This window comes from Azospirillum humicireducens (assembly GCF_001639105.2).
GTDB lineage: Bacteria > Pseudomonadota > Alphaproteobacteria > Azospirillales > Azospirillaceae > Azospirillum > Azospirillum humicireducens.
Map to the genome: position 1 here is coordinate 597810 of NZ_CP028903.1, position 17960 is coordinate 615769.

The 17960-nt window shown below is 69.8% G+C and carries 12 protein-coding genes; 6 read left to right on the forward strand and 6 right to left on the reverse strand.

Features of this window, described 5'->3' with window-relative positions; all coding sequences use genetic code 11:
* Positions 1-62 precede the first annotated feature (62 nt).
* Positions 63-1688, forward strand: coding sequence for a DUF4384 domain-containing protein (locus tag A6A40_RS20305; RefSeq protein WP_108547691.1), 1626 nt, complete (start codon positions 63-65; stop codon positions 1686-1688).
* 15 nt (positions 1689-1703) lie between these two features.
* On the opposite strand, the gene A6A40_RS20310 is transcribed toward A6A40_RS20305, so the two are convergent.
* Positions 1704-2558: a PP2C family protein-serine/threonine phosphatase gene (locus A6A40_RS20310; RefSeq protein WP_236783916.1), complete on the reverse strand. Its 855-nt coding sequence runs from the start codon at positions 2556-2558 to the stop codon at positions 1704-1706.
* 247 nt (positions 2559-2805) lie between these two features.
* Here A6A40_RS20310 and A6A40_RS20315 point away from each other — a divergent pair, with 247 nt between their 5' ends.
* The gene (locus A6A40_RS20315; protein ID WP_108547693.1) at positions 2806-3240 is read left to right on the forward strand and encodes a flagellar basal body rod protein FlgC; all 435 of its coding nucleotides are present in this window, start codon (positions 2806-2808) and stop codon (positions 3238-3240) included.
* A gap of 32 nt (positions 3241-3272) precedes the next feature.
* Here the strand turns inward: A6A40_RS20315 and A6A40_RS20320 are convergent, their stop codons facing one another.
* The gene (locus tag A6A40_RS20320) at positions 3273-3473 is read right to left on the reverse strand and encodes a hypothetical protein (RefSeq protein ID WP_108547694.1); all 201 of its coding nucleotides are present in this window, start codon (positions 3471-3473) and stop codon (positions 3273-3275) included.
* Positions 3474-3498: 25 nt separating this feature from the next.
* Positions 3499-4077: a hypothetical protein gene (locus tag A6A40_RS20325; protein WP_108547695.1), complete on the reverse strand. Its 579-nt coding sequence runs from the start codon at positions 4075-4077 to the stop codon at positions 3499-3501.
* Between the two features lie 209 nt (positions 4078-4286).
* Here A6A40_RS20325 and A6A40_RS20330 point away from each other — a divergent pair, with 209 nt between their 5' ends.
* Entirely contained in the window at positions 4287-5189 is a 903-nt protein-coding gene (locus A6A40_RS20330; RefSeq protein ID WP_108547696.1) for a tetratricopeptide repeat protein, read from the forward strand.
* A gap of 9 nt (positions 5190-5198) precedes the next feature.
* Here the strand turns inward: A6A40_RS20330 and A6A40_RS20335 are convergent, their stop codons facing one another.
* Positions 5199-6452 carry a methyltransferase gene (locus A6A40_RS20335; protein ID WP_108547697.1) on the reverse strand — a complete coding sequence of 418 codons (1254 nt, stop codon included), beginning with the start codon at positions 6450-6452 and terminating at the stop codon, positions 5199-5201.
* Between the two features lie 122 nt (positions 6453-6574).
* On the opposite strand from A6A40_RS20335, the gene A6A40_RS20340 reads away from it, so the two are divergent.
* The 3 genes from A6A40_RS20340 to A6A40_RS20350 all read left to right on the forward strand — a co-directional run bounded on the left by A6A40_RS20340 (position 6575) and on the right by A6A40_RS20350 (position 11231).
* Complete coding sequence (locus A6A40_RS20340) at positions 6575-10126, forward strand: tetratricopeptide repeat protein (RefSeq protein ID WP_236783917.1); 3552 nt, start codon at positions 6575-6577, stop codon at positions 10124-10126.
* Entirely contained in the window at positions 10126-10818 is a 693-nt protein-coding gene (locus A6A40_RS20345) for a tetratricopeptide repeat protein (protein ID WP_108547699.1), read from the forward strand. The genes A6A40_RS20340 and A6A40_RS20345 overlap by 1 nt, the downstream gene beginning before the upstream one ends.
* 233 nt (positions 10819-11051) lie before the next feature.
* Entirely contained in the window at positions 11052-11231 is a 180-nt protein-coding gene (locus A6A40_RS20350; RefSeq protein WP_108547700.1) for a YdcH family protein, read from the forward strand.
* Between the two features lie 106 nt (positions 11232-11337).
* Here the strand turns inward: A6A40_RS20350 and A6A40_RS20355 are convergent, their stop codons facing one another.
* The gene (locus A6A40_RS20355; protein ID WP_108547701.1) at positions 11338-17337 is read right to left on the reverse strand and encodes a tetratricopeptide repeat protein; all 6000 of its coding nucleotides are present in this window, start codon (positions 17335-17337) and stop codon (positions 11338-11340) included.
* Positions 17334-17780, reverse strand: a complete 447-nt coding sequence (locus tag A6A40_RS20360; protein ID WP_108547702.1) for a flagellar biosynthesis repressor FlbT — start codon at positions 17778-17780, stop codon at positions 17334-17336. The genes A6A40_RS20355 and A6A40_RS20360 overlap by 4 nt, the downstream gene beginning before the upstream one ends.
* Positions 17781-17960: the final 180 nt, after the last annotated feature.

Genomic DNA, 17960 nt, shown 5'->3' on the forward strand with positions numbered 1-17960 from the left:
CGGGAGACTTGGCCGTTCCTCCGCACTGCGGCTATATCAGCGCTTGCTACATGGGAGCGGACATGCAACGCGGCAGCGAGACGGCGACAGCGACGGCCGATGCGGAGCGGCGGCTCGGCCGTTTCCGGCTGCGCGAGCTGATCGGCCGGGATGGCGATGCCCGCCTGTACCGCGCCCTCGATGCCAACGGGCAGGCGGTGGCGCTGTGGACCATGCCGCTGGCGCGGCTGTGTGCCGATGCTGCGGCACTGGAGCGGTTCCGGGGCGTCGCCACCGCCGCCGCCCGGCTGTCCCACCCCGCCATTCCCGCGGTCCTGGCCTCCGGCGAGCATGCCGGCACCGCCTTCGTCGCCACCGTGCCGGCAGACGGGCCGACCCTGGCCGACCTGCTGGCAGATGGCGCGCTGAGCCTGGACGACGGCCTTGCGACGCTCGACCGTGTGCTCGGCGCGCTGGACGCTGCACACCGGGCCGGGGTCGTCCATGGTGCGCTGAGGGTGGAGTCCGTCCGAAGCAGCGGGGGCGCCGCGATGATCACCGGGTTCGGCCGGACAGCGCTGACCGCGGTGCAGGCAAGCCGCAGCGACGATCTTGCCGCTGCCGGCCGGTTGGTCGAGCGGCTGCTGTCCGGCCATGCCGACCGGCCGGCGGTGGCGTCGCTGCTGGAGACGTTGCGGGACCGCGACGCCTTCCCGGATGCTGCATCGCTTCGGCTTGCGGTCACCGGCCTGAGCGGAAAGCCCCTCCCCGTGTCGGCGGTGACGCCGAAGCGTGCGCGCCGCTGGCCGCTGTGGTTCGGCGGTTTGACGCTGGCGGCCGGGCTGGTGGCCGGCGCGGTTCTGATGGACCGGCCGGCAATGCTACCGCCCCCATCTCCGCCCCAATCTTCGCCGCCGTCCGCGACCAGGGCAACCGCAGCCGCCGAGGAGATCGTGCCATCGTTTCCGCCGTCTCCCGCCCCCATGCCCGAAGCGCCGATCACGCCGGAGCGGCCCCCGGTGGAGGTGGTGGCGCAGGCATTGCGGTCGATCCCCTGCGGATTGGTGACGGTGGAGGAAACCGGCGGCCGGCTGCTCGTCACCGGAACCGCGGCGGGGGAGCGGGCCGAGGCCGCGGTGCGCGAAGCGGTTGAGGCGGCCGCAGGCGGCTGGGAGCATGGCTTCGACCTCACCACCGCCGATGCCCGGCTCTGTGCGCCCCTGACCGGCATCGCCGCGGCGCTGGACGCGAACAGGGGACTGGCGGAACCGCTGACGGCGGCTCTGGCAACGGCAGCAGCGGCACCAATGGAGGAAAGCGGACCGCAACTGCACGCAGGAGACCCGCTGATCCTGGAGATACGGGGCCCGGCGCGTCCGGTGCGGATCCAGGCCGATTACTTCACCATCGACGGCACCGTCATCCACCTGCTGCCCAACCCGTCGGACAGCGGCACGGCACTGGAGGCCGGAGAAACGCGCCGGCTGGGCGACCGGGCGGATGGCGGGCGTTACTGGACCATCGGCCCGCCTTATGGCGCAGAACTGCTGCTGGTCATCGCCACGTCAGAGTCGCTGTTTCCAACCCCGCGGCCGGAGCAGGAAGCGGCGGCCGACTATCTGGACGCCCTGATGGAAGCGCTGGCGACGCTGCCGGACGACGCGCCGGCTGCGCTGGCCGTCGCCCGCTTCATCACCACCGGGCCGTGAGCGCGCCTGTCCGCGTCAGGCATCGGCGGTGAAGCGCCCGACCACCACCGTCACATTGTCCTGCCCGCCGGCCATGTTGGCGGCATCGACCAGGGCGGCGGCGGCACGGGCGGGATCGCGCTCCTCCGTCAGGATGCGGGCGATGGCCCTGTCCGTGACCATGCCGTTCAACCCGTCGGAACAGATCATGACGACGTCGTCGGGCAACAGCGAATGGACGGCAACCTCCGGCTCCACCTCCTCGCCGGTGCCGAGCGCCCGGACGATGATGTTCCGCTGGGGCGGCGTTCCACGTCCGCCATTGTCGAGCCATATCTGATAGAGGCTGTGGTCGCGGGTCAGCGTGCGCAGGTCCCCATCGCGCAAGCGGTAGACCCGGCTGTCGCCGGCATGGAAGGTCACCATCTGGGGCGTGCCCGGAACCCGCCAGAGTCCAGCAACGGTCGTGCCCATGCCGCGTCCCTGGGCAAAACCGCGGGCAAGGTTCAACTCGTGGATCGTCCGGTTGGCCATCTGCACGGCCGACCGCGCGACCGACAGCGCGCGCCCCACCGCCGGCTTCGCCGCCGCCGGGTCGGTCTGGGTCTGGTCGCTGTCGTCGCGGTCGACCACGGTGATCGGCTCCGACGGCGCGTAATCCTTCAGGAAGCCGGAGATCACCTCAACCGCCTTGCGGCTGGCGATGTCGCCGCCGGCGTGACCGCCCATCCCGTCGCAGACGATCGCGAATTCACCGATCGCATCGACGTGGAAATCGTCCTCGTTGCGGGTCCGGGTGCGCCCGACATCGGTCAGTCCGGCGGCGGTCAGGACAAAGGCGGTGTTGGGCATGCAGGCGGCGGCTCCCGTCTCGCGAACGTCTGGATCCATGCAGGCTGGACCGATTTCTTGGGCCGGCTCCATCGGGACCGGAGCCTCGACCGTTCGCCCGATAATGGCGCAAGCATTTGAAAAGATACAGCGGGGATTGCGAGTGATGGACGATTGCGCCGGGAGATAGTCCGCCTACGGAGCCGATGCCGCCGAATGGCCGGCTTGTGCATCCTGACCAACTGTTCTTGGAAGACGGATGTGGTAGTGTGGTCGTGGATACCCGTAGGACGGAGGATGACCCGCCATGGTCGGCAGCATCGGCATCGCGCTCAGCGGCTTGACCGCACAGACGCGCCGGCTCGACGCGTCCGCCTCGAACGTGGCAAACGTCCGCTCCACCGGCGCCGTCCCGACGGCGGACACCACGACCGCGGCCGGATCGGCGGCAGCTGGATCGGCGGGAGACCGCCGCGCGGCCTACCAGCCGCTGGCTGTGGCCCAGACCGATGCCAACCCCGGCACGCGGGCAACCTTCACGCCGATCACCCCGGCCTATCTGCAGGAGTATGCGCCGGACGACAGCGCCGCCAACGCCGACGGCATGGTCGCAGCGCCGAATGTCGATCTGGCAAAGGAGCGCGTCAATCAGATCGCGGCCAACCGGGCCTATGGCGCCAACATCGCCGTGGTCCGCACCCAGGACGAGATGCTGACGTCCTTGCTGGATTCGAAAGTCTGAGGGCTGGATGCCAGCTGGTCGGACCGTATCGGTCAGACGGTGATGTTCAGGTTCTGCCCGCGCGTCGGCGTGACGTTGCCGCCGCCGGATCCGCCCTCTACGAGCGTTGCGAGCGCCGCCTGCTGCAACTCGGCATTCTGGTTCAGTGCCTTGACGCCGAAATCCATCTGCCCCTGTGCCTGCTTCAGGGCCATTGCCGCACCAGCGGTCGAGGAGGTGATGTCCATGCCCATGACGGAACCCTTGGAGAGAACGCTCTCAGATCACCACATTCACCCGCGCGGCGGAAGTGCCGGCGGAAACGGCGGTGGCCGATACAGACTGTGACACAGACGCGGTCGCGGCGGAAGAGCCGACACCGCCGGCCGAACCGGTCGGGCCACCGGGAGGCTTGCCGCCACCGATGGAATTGGCCACGGTTCCAAGTGCCGAAGCGGGGGAGCCGGCGCCGTCGGCCCGGCCATTCTCCGGTCCGTCGCCGCCCTGCCCGCCGCCGACCGTCAGTTTCAGCAGGGCCGCGCGTTCCGAGTTCTTTTCCTGCTGCTGGGCTTCCTTGTACTGCTTCAAGGCCGCTTCGGTCGGGATCTGCGAGACGGTCTTTCCGTTCGCCGGATCGCGGTACAGCATCACCAGCCGTGACGCATCGGTGTCATAGCTGAAGGCGATGGTCGGGAAACGGTTGACGAGCGGAGACGCCTCCCCCGTATCGGCGCTTTGCCCACGGGTGGCGGACGACGGAGTCCGGGTGCCTGCCCCACCATCGACGGCATCGCTGCCGCGGGGCGTCATGAAAGCGAACGGCCGCGAGACCGTCGATGTGGCGGATGCCACGTTCATGACCGGCTTACCCAAATCCGTGATAACCGGACATTAAATTACCGTAATCCTGCTACGCCGTAAAGGCTTTCTTTACTCTTATTCGGGTTTTCGAAACGAACCCATGTGGCGAAAGAGGAGTACCCGATACGGGAGTATTCCTGCCGGATTCCCTGACTCCCCTTGCGCGGGCTTGCGGAGATACCGTCCGGCATCCTAAAGCGTTGCCCATGGCCACGATCCTCGAAGCCCTGACGCTTGCGCTCGACCTCCACCTCGCCGGCCGTTTCGGCGAAGCGCAGGAGCTCTATACGCGCATTCTCGATGCAGAGCCGGAACAGCCCGACGCGCTGCATTATCTGGGCGTCCTGGCCGGGCAGATCGGCCAGGGCGACTTCGGCCTGACCCTGATCGGCAAGGCCATCGCCCTGCGGCCGGAGGCGGCGGACATCCATGCCAACCGGGCGAACCTGCTGCGCGGCCTGGACCGACTGGACGAAGCGGAGGCCGGCTATCGCCGCGCGATTGCCCTGCGCCCCGACTTTGCCGAGGCATGGACCGACCGGGCCTTCGCCCGGCATGGCCGGGGCGACGCCAGCGCCGTCGATGTCTCGGCGGACCTGCTTGAACGCGCCCTGCGGATCGACCCGGCGCTGGAGCCGGCACGGGAGAAGCTTGTCGCCCTGCTCCACGCGCGCGGCCGGCTGCGGTTGGAGACGGGACAGGTGACGCCGGCCCTGGCCGACCTGATCCGCGCGGCGTCCCTCGACCCGCAGGACGCAGACATCGCCTTCCTGCTGGGCAACGCCCTGTTTGCTGCGGGTCTGCGGGCGGATTCGGTGATCGCCTTCCGCAACGCCCTGGCGCTGGTGCCGGATTTCCTGTCGGCGGCGCTGAACCTGGGGATCGCGCTCGCTGCCACCAACCGCCCCGATGCCGCCCTGGCGCCGCTGCACCATGCCGTCCGCATCGATCCCGCCCATCCGGCCGCCCGCGAGACGCTGGCCCTGGCGCTGCGGTCGCTCGGACGAGCCGCTGATGCCGACGCCTTGACGGTGCCGTCTGCGGAACCCGCACCGGTGCGCAAGGCGGCCGGCAAGCGCCCCTTTCCCCGCAGGCCCCGGCGGAGCTGAGCGGCGCGTTTACCCGGCGGACCGTTCGGCCAGGACCACCAGCCCCATCACCGGCTCCCCGCTTTCGAAGCGCAGCCGGTCATGGTCGCAGCGCCGCACCTCAAGTCCCGCCCCCGTCAGCGCGCCACGCACATAGGCTTCGGCATGGGCATAGCGCCCATGGGTGGCGACGCGGTGCGGGCGGCTGTCCGCGGCCGTCAGTTCCTCCACCGTGAAGGCCAGCCGGCCGCCGGGACGCAACGCCGCGCGGGCCGCCGCGAAGGCCTCGTCCAGCACGCCGAAATAGCAGAACACGTCGGCCGCCACCACGAGGTCGAAGGCGCCCGGCGCACCGGCGAGGAAGCCGACCAGCTCGGCAGTCTGCAGTTCGTCGTAAAGGCGGCGGGCACGGGCGCGCTCCAGCATGCCGGCCGACAGGTCGACACCGACCAGCCATCGGGCGCGTGGCCGCAGCGAGGCGGCGCACAGCCCGGTGCCGCAACCGGCATCCAGCACGTCCAGACTTCCGTCCGCAGTCTCGCCCGCCAGAAGCCCGGCCAGCAGAGCCGGCGCGCGATAGTCCAGCTCCGCCAGCTTGCGGTCGAACTCCTCCGCGAACAGGTCGAAGGTCTGGCGCACATAATCGTCAGGCGCGCGCGGGTCGGCATCCTCCCCGGCGATGGCGGCGCCGATATGGCGGGCCAGCGGGTTGCCGGGGTGGTCGCGCCGCCAGCGTCGGGCAAGCTCCGCCGCCTCCTCCGCACCGCCCTGCTCATGCAGCAGATAGAGCACGGCGCCGAAATTGTCGTGGGCGTCGGCCCAATCCGGCCGCAACGCCAGCGCCCGCCGGTAGCCCGCCGCCGCCTCCCCGAAGCGGTCGAGGTCGCGCCACAGGTTGCCACGGTTGTTCCAGGCCTCCGCATGGTCCGGCCGCAGGGCCAGCGCCTGCTTGAACGCGTCCTCCGCCTCCACCCGCCGTTCGGCCTGCCGCAGGACGGAGCCGAGATTGTAGTGGGCCATCCCCTCGTCCAAGCCCTGGGCGATGGCCGCGCGGTAGGCGGCGGCGGCCTCGTCCAGCCGGCCCAGCGCGCGCAGGGCGTTGCCATGGTTGTTGTGGGTTCCCGCCAGCGTCGGGTCGGCGGCCAGCGCGCGGGCGTAGAGCGGCTCCGCCCCCGCCGGATCGCCGGCGGCGGCCAGCGCGTCGGCCTGCCGGCTCAGCCGGACCGCCGGCGGCAGGGCGCCCGCCCGCATCCCCCCGCGCAAGGACAAGCGTGACCCGGCCATTGCGTCTTCCCCCGCCATCAATCGATCGTCGATATCAATGGCATCTTTACCGTGATCCACCGATGATGGCACTCCCTTTGAGGGACGGGCATCTGGGACGGGGCGGAACCGTGGCGAAGGACATGAGCAGGCTTGCGCAGGCGGTTGCGCACCATCAGGCCGGGCGCCTCGCCGAGGCGGAGCGCGGCTACCGCGCGGTGCTGTCCGTCGACCCGCGGCACGCCGATGCGCTGCACCTGCTGGGCGTGCTGTCCCTGCAATCGGGGCGCGCGGCCGAGGCGGTCGACCTGATCGGCAAGGCGCTGGAACGCGCCAAGGGAGTTGCCGACTATTGGGACAATCTGGGCAGCGCACTGATCGCCTGCGGGCGTGCCGCCGAGGCAGCCAAGGCCCACCGCACCGCTGCGGCGCTCGATCCCGGCGGGGCCCAGCGGCGGCACAATCTGGGCAACGCCCTGGCCGCCCTGGGCCGTCACGGCGAGGCGGAACGGGCCTTCATGCTGGCGCTGGCGCTGAAGCCCGACTATGCCAAGGCCTGGTACAATCTCGGCAACAGCCGCGCGGCCGGTCATCGCCATGCCGATGCCGCCGTCGCGCTGGATCGGGCGGTCAGGCTTTCGCCCGGCATGGTGGAGGCGCACAACAATCTGGGCGACGCGCTGGCGATGATCGGCCGGCTGGACGAAGCGGTCGCACAGCACCGGCTGGTGACGCAGATCAGGCCCGACGACGCCACCGCCCATTACAATCTGGGCGCCGTCCTGCAACAGAAGGGCGCCTATGAGAGCGCCGAGATCGCCTATCGTCAGGCGCTGAAGCGCAATCCACGCCATAGCGCCGCGCTGAACAATCTCGGCAGCGTCCTGAAACGGCTGGGCCGCCCCGATCAGGCGGAGCAGTGCCACCGACAGGCGCTGGACCTGCACCCGGACTTCGTCGAGGCGCGATACAATCTCGGCAACGCCCTGCAGGCGCAGGGGCGCTACGAGGAGGCGGCCGCCTGTTTCGAGGAGGCACTGGCGCAGCAGCCCGATCTCGCCACCGCCACCTACAATCTGTCGCTGCTGGCCCTTCTGCATGGCGACCTTCCGCGCGGCTGGACAGGCTACGGGAGGCGTTTCGCCGCCGGAGAGGTGATGCCGAACCGCCGGATCGCCGCTCCCCGTTGGGAAGGCGAGCTGCTGCGCGGCAAGCGTCTGCTGATCTGGCGGGAGCAGGGGGTGGGCGACGAGATTCTGTTCGCCTCCTGCTATCCCGACGTCATCGCCTGGGCAGGCGGGCCGGTGACGATCGAATGCGACCCCCGGCTGCTGCCGCTGTTCCGCCGCTCCTTCCCCGGCGCCACCGTCCGGGCGGAAAGCTGCACCGGTGACGCTTTCGGCGCCATCCCGCAGGAAACCATCGAACCGCCCGACTGCCACCTCCAGGTCCCGGCCGGCGATCTGCCGCACCGGTTGCGCGAAGGCCTGTCCGCCTTCGAACCGCAGGGGCCCTGGTTGACGCCGGATCCGGTGCTGGTGGAGCGCTGGCGCGAGCGGCTGGCGGCGCTGGGGCCGGGACTGCGGGTCGGCATCGGCTGGCGCAGCCAGCTGATGACGACGGACCGCAAGGCCTCCTACGTGATGCTGGAGCATTGGGGACCGCTGTTCGCCGTTCCGGGCGTGCTGTTCGTCAACCTGCAATATGGCGACTGCGAGGCCGAGCTTGCGGCGGCCGAACAGCGCTTCGGCATCCGCATCCACCGCTGGACCGACCTGAACCTCAAGGACGATTTCGACGGGGCGGCGGCGCTGACGGCGAATCTCGATCTGGTGATCTCGCCGGCGATGTCGGCAGGGGAACTGGCCGGGGCCCTGGGCGTGCCGGTCTGGCGCTTCGGCCATCGCGACTGGACGCAGCTCGGCACCGGTGTCCGCCCCTGGTTCCCGACCATGCGCCTGTTCCAGCCCAAACCCGGCGAGGGGCTGGAGGCGACGATTCTCGCCATCGGCAAGGCACTCCGCACCGCGCTGCCCGAGCACCCCGCGCCACAGCCCATACAGCCCCCCCTGCCCGAGCCGGACGCGACCCGATCTCCACCGGCCGACTTCGACAGCCTGCTGAACGATGCGGTGGCTCTGCACCGCGCCGGCCATGTGGCGGAGGCGGAGGCCGCCTACCGCGCCGCCATCGCCGCCGACGCCTCGCGCGCCAACCCGAGCCACGCCGATGCGCTCCATTTGCTGGGGCTTCTTCTGCATCAAACGGGGCGAAGCGCCGACGCCCTGACCCTGATCTCCGAGGCGCTGCGCATCGATCCCGTCTTCCCCCATGCCTGGAACCATCTGGGCCTGATCCACGAAGCCGGTAAGCGGCATGGCGAGTCCTCCCACGCCTTCACCCGCGCACTGGCGCTGAACCCGGCCTTCCCCGAAGCATTGACCCATCTGGGCCTCGTCCATCAGACCGGCGGGCGCGTCGCGGAGGCCATGCGGCTGCACCGCCGTTCCATCGCGCTCCTGCCCGAGAATCCGCCGGCCTTCGCCAATCTCGGCCATGCCTGCGAACTGGAGGGGCGGAGCAGCGAGGCGACCGCCCATTACCGGCGCTCCCGGGCCCTCCAGCCGGACTCAGCCGACGCCCACAACAACCTCGCCACCATAGCGATGCTCGCCGGGCGACAGGACGAGACGCGGCATCATCTGCAACATGCCTTGCGGATCGACCCGGACTTCGCGCTCGCCGCCTGGAATCTCGGGCTGATCGACCTGACCGACGGCAGCATCGCCCGCGGTTGGGACGGCTATGCCCGCCGCTTCTCCGCAAGGCAGTTGCAGCGTGCCCGCAACATCGACCGACCAGCGTGGACAGGCGAGGAATTGCGGGGGCGCCGGCTGCTGGTCTGGTCGGAACAGGGGGTGGGCGATGAAATCCTGTTCGCCTCCTGCTTCGACGCGCTGAGGGGACTGGACGGTCCTGTGACGGTCGAATGCGACCGACGGCTGGTCAGCCTGTTCGCCCGCTCCTTCCCCTGGCTCTCGGTGCGGGCGGAAACCGCCGATGCCGCCGGAAGGGAGACGGTGGAACCGCCCGACTGCGACCTGCAGTTCCCGGCCGGCAGTCTGCCCGCCCTCGCCCGCGACCGGCTGGACCGCTTTCCGCCCCGCCCGGCCTATCTGCGCCCCGATCCGGACCGGGTCGCCCAATGGCGGGAGCGGGTCGCCGCCCTTCCCGGCCTGCGGGTTGGGCTGGCCTGGCGCAGCCAGATCGTGACGGCCCAGCGCGCCGCCGCCTACACGGGCCTGCCCGATTGGCTGCCCCTGCTCGACCTCCCCGGCGTGACCGTCGTTTCGCTGCAATATGGCGACTGCACTGCCGAGCTGGCGCGGGTGGAGACGGCGACACGCCGTCTGCATCGTTGGAACGACCTGAACCTGAAGGACGATTTCGAAGGGGTGTCCGCCCTGATCGCCAATCTGGATCTGGTGATCTCGCCGGCGACGGCGGTGGGCGAACTGGCCGGGGCGCTGGGCGTTCCGGTCTGGCGGCTGGGAACCCGCGACTGGACCCAGCTTGGCGCCGGCGTGCGGCCCTGGTATCCGTCGATGCGGCTGATCCAGCCCGCTCCTGGCGTGGGGCTGGCGGCTGCGGCCATGCAGGCGGTGCGCGCACTGTCCGCGCTGGCGCCGGCCTGATGCCCGCCACCGGCACGCTGCTGTCGCGGGCCTTCGATCACCACCAGAGCGGCAGGTTCGTAGAGGCCGAAGCGCTCTACCGCCATGTCATGACGAGCGATCCGGCCGACACGGAAGCACTGCACCGCTATGGCCTGCTCGTCGCCCAACTCGGCCGACTGGAGGAGTCAGACGCACTGCTGGCCCGCGCCCTGGGGCTGGAACCCACCGATGCGGAGGCCGCGGTCAATCACGCCAAAATCCTGCGCGCGCTGCGGCGGCCCGACATGGCGGCTCGCCGGTTCCGCCATGCCCTGTCCCTGTCCCCCGCCTTGCTTGCCGCACAGGAGGGGCTCGGCCATGCGGAGCGGGAGCGCGGTGACGACCCGTCAGCGGCAACGGCCTATGGCCGGGCGGCACGGCTCGGCGCCGGGGCGGCCCTGCTGCGTCAATGGGGAAACGCACTCGACGGGCTCGGCCGCTTGGAAGACGCCGTGCGGGCTCTGCGCCGGTCAGCCGGCCTCGACCCGACTGTTCCGTCGGTCGCCGCGCGGCTGGCTGCGATCCTGTCCCGGCTTGGCCGCCATGACGAGGCGGCATGCTGGTATCGCCGCATGCTGGTCCTCCAACCCGGCCACACGGAGGCCCGGCACGCACGAAAGGTCATCGCCGGTCGCAGCATCGGCAAGGGCGATGAGCCAACTCAGGCATAACCCTTCGGGTCAAAGGGTCGGATGGCCTCCGGTTGGTGTTGCGCAAAGTGATTTCAAGACCCCACCCCTGCGACCCACTGTCATACAACCGAGCGGTTGAGGCACTTTTTCGCATGGTTTGGCTCCATCAAACGCAAGATTAGGGTTGTTCTGCGCTTCGGATGGGTGAACACTCATGTCACCGGCCCGTCACATTGCGGCGGGACACGGACTGATCCTATGGAGAGCGACTGATGCACACTGAAGCTCGCCTTTCGTCCCTGCAAGAAAAGCACATGCGCCTCGATCGCGCGATCCTCGACGAGGAAAAGCGATCCTGGCCGGATGACAGCGCGGTGAAGCGCCTCAAGCTCGAGAAGCTGCACGTCAAGGAAGAGATCGATCGCCTGACGCGCTCCGGCACGATGAACTAATCCCCCCAATCACAGCATCGCCCCGCAACGGGGACTTCGAAGGCCGGGTTGAGGCGATTGGCCTCACCCGGCTTTTTTAGTAAGCGGCGGCTTTTCGGATTTCCGATCAGCCATCCGGCTTCTCAAGGCGCAACAGCTCCGCCGCCACCGTCGGCAGCAGATCGGCGACCTGCTGGCCCGGACGGGTCTGGAACAGGCGCATCGACGGGAACCAGGGCCGTACCGCCGTCCCCAATGCCGTCCAGTCTCCCGTCCTCGCAAGGCGCCAGACCGGCACCCCCAGCGCAGCGGCCAGCTCGCCTGTCGAGGTGGCAGGCGCAATCACCAGATCGAGCGCTGACATCAGCGCCGCAGTGCCGTCAAGGTCTTCGCGCAGATCAAGGTCGGGAAACCGCCGCGGCGCCCGGCCGAAGGCCTTGGCGGCCACCGCGAGTTCCGCCCCGCAGTCGCCATATTGCAGAGTGACAGGCACGAGTCCGGGCAGGGTCAGCACCGGCCCCCAGTCCTCGATCCGCGTGTAATCGGGCATGCGGTCCGGATCCAGCTGGCCGCTGCGCCAGGCGATGCCAACCCGCAAGCCGTCGCCCAGTGCGGCCAACCGCCGCCGCCATTCCGACACCGCCGCCGGATCGGCCCGCAGAGCCGGTCTGACATCGCTGAAGCCGGCCAGACTGCCCCGAAGGTGGCGCGACAGCGAACCGATCGCGACATGGCAGTCCACGTCCGCAGCGGGTTCATCCGACGATGCCGGAACGGCACGGACCGTCGCCTGCGGAAAAGACCTGGCGAACAGCGGAACGAAGCGTGGATCGCATTCCACCACGACATGTCCGGCACGGGCGATCAGGTCCGGCAGGCGCTGCGCGAACATCAGCTCATCGCCGATTCCCTGCTCGCGCCAGACCAGGATCCGCTTGCCTGCCGGATCCTCTCCTCCCCAAGCCGGTACACCGGGACGGCGGGACGCCGTCACGAGATCGCGCGTATCGAAGCGGCGGTCGTAGCCGGCCCACCCCTCCGCCAACTGTCCGGCGGCCAGATGCAGCACCCCGCCGTTGAAGGCGGCGGAAGCGTGGCCGGGTTCCACCGCCAGGGCGCGAGCACAGGAGAGGCGGGCCGCTGTCTCCTCCCCCAGCTCGCGCAGCAGCCTGCCGCGGTTCGCCAAACCGTCGGCCAAGGCCGGTTGCAGCGCCAGCGCCCGGCACCCGGCGCGCTCCGCCGCATGAGGACGCCCAAGGCGCCGCAGAGCCAGCGACAGGTTGACCCAGCCGGCCACCAGTTCAGGCGCCAAGCGCAGCGCCTGGACATGCGCCTGCTCCGCCTCGCCCCAGCGGCCGAGCCTTGCCTGCATGGCGCCCAGATTGTCATGCGCTTCCGCCAGTTGCGGAGCGGCCGCGATCGCCCATCCCTGGACCCGCAGGGCTGCCCCGCTCCGCCCTTGACCGTCCAGCGCGTTGCCGAGATTGGTCAATGCCACGGCGTCGTCCGGCTGGAGGACGAGCGCCGCCCGGAAGCTCGCCGCCGCCGCCGCCGCCCTGCCAAGCGCCAGACGGACATTGCCCAGGCTGATATGCGCCGTCGCATAGTCGGGAGCGGCGGCGACCGCGGCGGCGATGCGCGGCTCACCCCTTTCCGATGCACCAGACTGGTGGTCGAGCAGGCCGGACAGGTGCAAGGCGACCGGGTCGCACGGACGGCGGGCGAGCACACGACCATAGAGACCGGCGGCGCTGACCGTATCACCACCACGGTGGGCGGCGACGGCCTGCTCCAGCAGCCGGTCGGGATCATCGTCCGGAGCCGGGTCGGAAAGCGGGTCCGGATCGGCCGTTTCGTCGCCTCGCGCGTCCAGGGCAGCAGCCGTCACGCCTCCACCGGGGCCAGCTTTGCCCCTTGGCGAAGCCGCGCAGGCGCGCAAAGCCTTGGCAACCTGCCCGATCGTCGCCTCCAGCGCCTCGCCGGGTTTGGGCTGGAACAGGCGCATGGTCGGGAACCAGGGGCGGACACCGGTGCCGAGCTGCGTCCAGTCGCGATGGCCGAAACGCCAGACCGGCACGCCCAGGGCTCCGGCCAGTTCCCCTGCCGACATCGCCGGCGAGATCACCAGATCGAGATTCGCCGTCAGCGCCGCCGCCCCGTCGAAGTCGTCCTTGAGGTTCAGGTCGGCCCAGCGGTGGATGCGGATGCCGAAGCGCTGTTCGGCCGCCGCAAGCTCGGCCTCGCAGTCGCCATATTGCAGGTTGACGAACAGCACGCCCGGAACGGCGAACAGCGGTCCCCAATGCTCCAGCATCACATAGGAGGCCTTGCGGTCCGCCGTCATCAACTGGCTGCGCCAGCCGATGCCGATCCGCAGTCCCGGCCCCAGCGCCGCCAGCCGCTCGCGCCAGCGTTCCACCAGTTCCGGGTCGGGAACCAGCCAGGACGGTCGTCCGGGAAAGCGCTTCAGGTCGGCCCGGAGCAGCCTCGGAAGACTGCCGGCAGCGATCTGGACATCGGCGTCGCGCGGGTCCGCGCTCTCCGGCCGGACATCGGCGCCGGGGAAGGAGCGTGCGAACAATGGCACGAGGCGGCGGTCGCATTCGATCACCAGCCGGCCGGCCCGGCGCATCGCCTCTTCATAGCAGGAGGCGAACAGGATTTCGTCGCCCACCCCCTGCTCCCGCCAGACCAGCAGACGGCGGCCGGCGATGTTCTCGCCACGCCAGGCCCGCATGGGAAATTGTCGGCGCTGCTTTTCGAAGTCCCGCGTCCCGAAGCGCCATTCATGGTCGCCCCAGCCCGAGCGCATCGCACCGTCCTCCAGCAGCAGAAGGGCCCGGTTGTAGCGGACCTGAGCATGCTTCGGGTCGATCTCCAGCGCAGCATCGAAGGCGGCAAGCGCCTCCTCCCGCCGACCCTGCCGTTGAAGCAGATGAGCGAGGTTGCCATGGGCCTCGGCCAGGGAGGCATCACGGTCGATGGCGGCCCGGTGGCAGGCCTCCGCCTCCGCAATGCGCCCGAGCGGCTCCAGCACGGTCCCCCGGTTGGTCCAGGCGACCGCAAAACCGGGATCGCACCGGGTTGCGCGGTACAGAAGCCGCTCGGCCTCGGCAAAGCGTTCCATCCTCCGCAACGCGGCACCAAGATTGCTGAGGGCATCGGCGCTTCCCGGCGCGAGGACGACCGCGACGCGATGGGCCGCCACCGCGTCCTCCGGACAGTCCGCAAGCTCCGCGAGATGGCCGTAGGCGGGCGCCAGATCGGGGCGCAGACGCAAGGCATGGCCGACCGCCGACCGCGCCGGACCGCCGTGCCCCATGCGACGCAGCAAGGCGGTCCGGTTGACCCAATGGCCCGGCCCGTCGGGCTGTAGCGCGACACAGGCGCGGGATGCACGTTCGGCGGCGTCGTACCGGTTGAGTCCCTGCAGGACTTCGCACAGGGCCGCGTGGGCGGCAGCATTGGCCGGGTCGGCGTTTGCCGCAGCGGACAGATGCAGCGCCGCCTCTTCCAGCGCTCCACGCCGCTTTGCCAGAACACCCGCCAGATGCAGGGCCACCGCGTGGCCGGGCTCGGTGTCGAGCACCGTCCTCACCGCCGCTTCCGCCGCCGCTGCGTCGCCACCACGATAGAGAGCAATGGCGTCGGCCGTGCGCCGATCCGCTTCGACCTCGGATGCGGCCTTCCCCTGGGCGACGGGTTGGGGCGCAGCATGTCGGGGGGATGCCAGTCGCACCAGTTCCTTCGCCATGCCGGTCAATGCCGTCTCCAGCCCCTCACCGGGTTTGGGCTGGAACAGGCGCATGGTCGGGAACCAGGGGCGGACACCGGTGCCGAGCTGCGTCCAGTCGCGATGGCCGAAGCGCCAGACCGGCACGCCCAGGGCCCCGGCCAGTTCCCCCGCCGACATCGCCGGCGAGATCACCAGATCGAGATTCGCCGTCAGCGCCGCCGCCCCGTCGAAATCGTCCTTGAGGTTCAGGTCGGTCCAGCGGTGGATGCGGATGCCGAAGCGCTGTTCGGCCGCCGCAAGCTCGGCCTCGCACTCGCCATATTGCAGGTTGACGAACAGCACGCCTGGAACGGCGAACAGCGGTCCCCAATGCTCCAGCATCACGTAGGAGGCCTTGCGGTCCGTCGTCATCAGTTGGCTGCGCCAGCCGATGCCGACCCGCAGCCCCGGCCCAAGCGCCGCCAGCCGCTCACGCCAATGCTCCACCAGGTCCGGGTCGGGAACCAGCCAGGAGTCCTGCTGCTCGAATGTGGACAGGCTGTCGCGCAACAGCCCCGGCAGGTCGCCGGCCGCCACATGGGCATCGACATCCGGCGGATCGATCAGTTCCCGGCCTGCCTCGCAGACCGACTGCTCCCGCACCGTCGCGGCCGGGAAGGAACGCGCGAACAGCGGCACCAGACGGCGGTCGCACTCGATCACCACATGTCCGGCACGCGCGATGAGCGGCGGAAAGCAGGAGGAGAACAGGATCTCGTCGCCCACCCCCTGCTCCCGCCAGACCAGCAGGCGACGGCCGGCACTATTCTCGCCGCGCCAGGGAGGAACGGCGAGGCGCCGGCTGACATAGCCTTTCGCCCGGAAGCGCCAGCGGTAATCGTCCCAGCCGCCGGCCAGATCGCCACCGGCGAGCCGCAGCAGTCCGCGGTTCAGATGGGCGCTGCCCAATGACGGATTGATCGAAAGGGCCAGCGACATCCAGGGCTCGGCAACTTCCGCATCCTGGCGGTATTGCCAGATCAGCATGCCGAGATTGCATGCCGCATCCGCATGGCGGGCATCGATCGCCAGCGCCCGGCGGTGGGCCGCCTCCGCCTCTTCGATGCGGCCGCGCATCTGGAGGGCCAGACCATAGCCCGTCAGCGTCGCCGGCCGGTCGGGGTCGATCGCCAGCGCCCGCAGGTACAGCCGCTCCGCCCCGGCCAGGTCGTCGCGGTCCAACCGCAGGCTGGCCACATTGGCATAGGCCTCGGCATTCCTCGGTTCGGCCGCCGCCGCGCGACGATAGAGATCCTCCGCCGCCGCGGTCTGCCGCAACGTGCCCTGGATCCCGGCCAGATTGATCAGCGCCTTCCCGTAATCGGGACGCAGCCGAAGGGCGCGGCGGTACCATCGGGCCGACGGCTCCGGATCGGCATCGGGATCGTACCGGTTCTCCAGCGCCGTGCCGTGGTTGTTGACCACCATCGCATCGTCCGGAGACAGCGCCATCGCCCGGCGCAGGACGGGCACGGCCGCGTCGGCATCCCCCAGGTCGAGCAGTGCCACGCCCAGGTTGTTGCAGGCGCCCTGCATCGCCGGATCGCGCTCCAACGCATGGCGGAACCTGGCCACGGCCTCCGGCAGGCGCCCCAAGCCTTGCAAGGCAGTACCGAGCGTGAAATGCAGCAGTGCGTTGCCGCCATGAAGCTCAGCCGCCGGTGCCAAGGCATCGCGGGCTTCTCCATAGCGTCTCCGGGCGATCAGTATCATCCCCAGTTCGAGCGATAACTCCTCGTCCGCCGGGAAATCGGTCAGCGCACGCCGCAGGCACTCCTCGGCGTCCGGATGACCGAGCCCGCGCAGGCAGATCGCCAGATGGCGCCAGGCGTCAGAATGGGATGGGTCGGCCTGCACCACCGCATAGAAGGCGTTGGCCGCCTGTGGAATCCGGCCAAGCTCCCGCTGCAGGATGCCGTAACTGACGCGGGCCGCGATGTTGTCTGGTCCGTGGGTCAGCGCGCGGACGTAATCCTCGACCGCCTCCTCCCGCCGGCCCAGGCGCCGGAGGACCGCCCCGCGGTTGCTGTAGGCCTCGACATAATGGTCGTCCTGCCGGATCGCGAGCGCATAGGCCTCCAGCGCCTCCTCCGCCCGGTCCATATCCGCCAGGATATTGCCGAGGCTGTTCCACGCCGCCGGGAAATTGGGCTGCACCGCAAGCGCAGCCCGCAAGCGCCGCAATGCCGCAGCCGGCAGCCCGGCCTGATGGATGATCAATGCCGACAGGTGCAGCGCATCGGCATTTGCCGGATCATCGACCAGGATGCGGCGATAGAGGGCCAGCGCCCCGCCAAGCCGGCCGGCACGGTGAAGCGGCAGTGCGGCGTCGAACAGTTCGGCGAGGGTCACGGCATCCGATCGTCGGCCGGTGCGTCGTCGTCGTCACCCGCCCCGGCGTCTCCGGTTCCGCCGGTGGTGGTGGCGCCGTCGCCGGACCTGAACATCTTGCGGCAGAGCTTCAGCGCCCGGTAGTAGTTGCGGGCTTCGACGAGGCGTTCGATCTCGTCCAGCACCTTGGCGGCGTCGGGCCGCGCCTGGCGCGTCTCATCCAGGATCGACGCGAAGCGCTGGAGGTTCAGCATCGCATCTTCCGGGAAGATATAAACGAGCTGGATGACGAAATAGAGCTTCTTCTCGATGCAGTCGATCTGCTCTTCCTTCAGGACTTCACGGCCCCTCAGGAAGTTCGCGGTGTTGTAGAGGAAGAACGAGCCCGGACGGTCGCCGGCACCGATGACGGCGCCGTTGATGATGACCTTCTCGTTGGGACGAAGAACGAACTTGAGCGGCATGAGTGCGGAACCCGGGGCTTGCGGGCCATTGCCGTCCGGCCTTTGCCGACCCGGTCAGGCCCAAAAAAGAAACGGGCGGCGGCCTGATGCCGCCGCCCGCCGGGCGTGATCCTACCCGAACTCCCTACCCGAACTCTACGCCTTAGAACAGACGCAGGATCGACTGCTGTGGAACAGGCG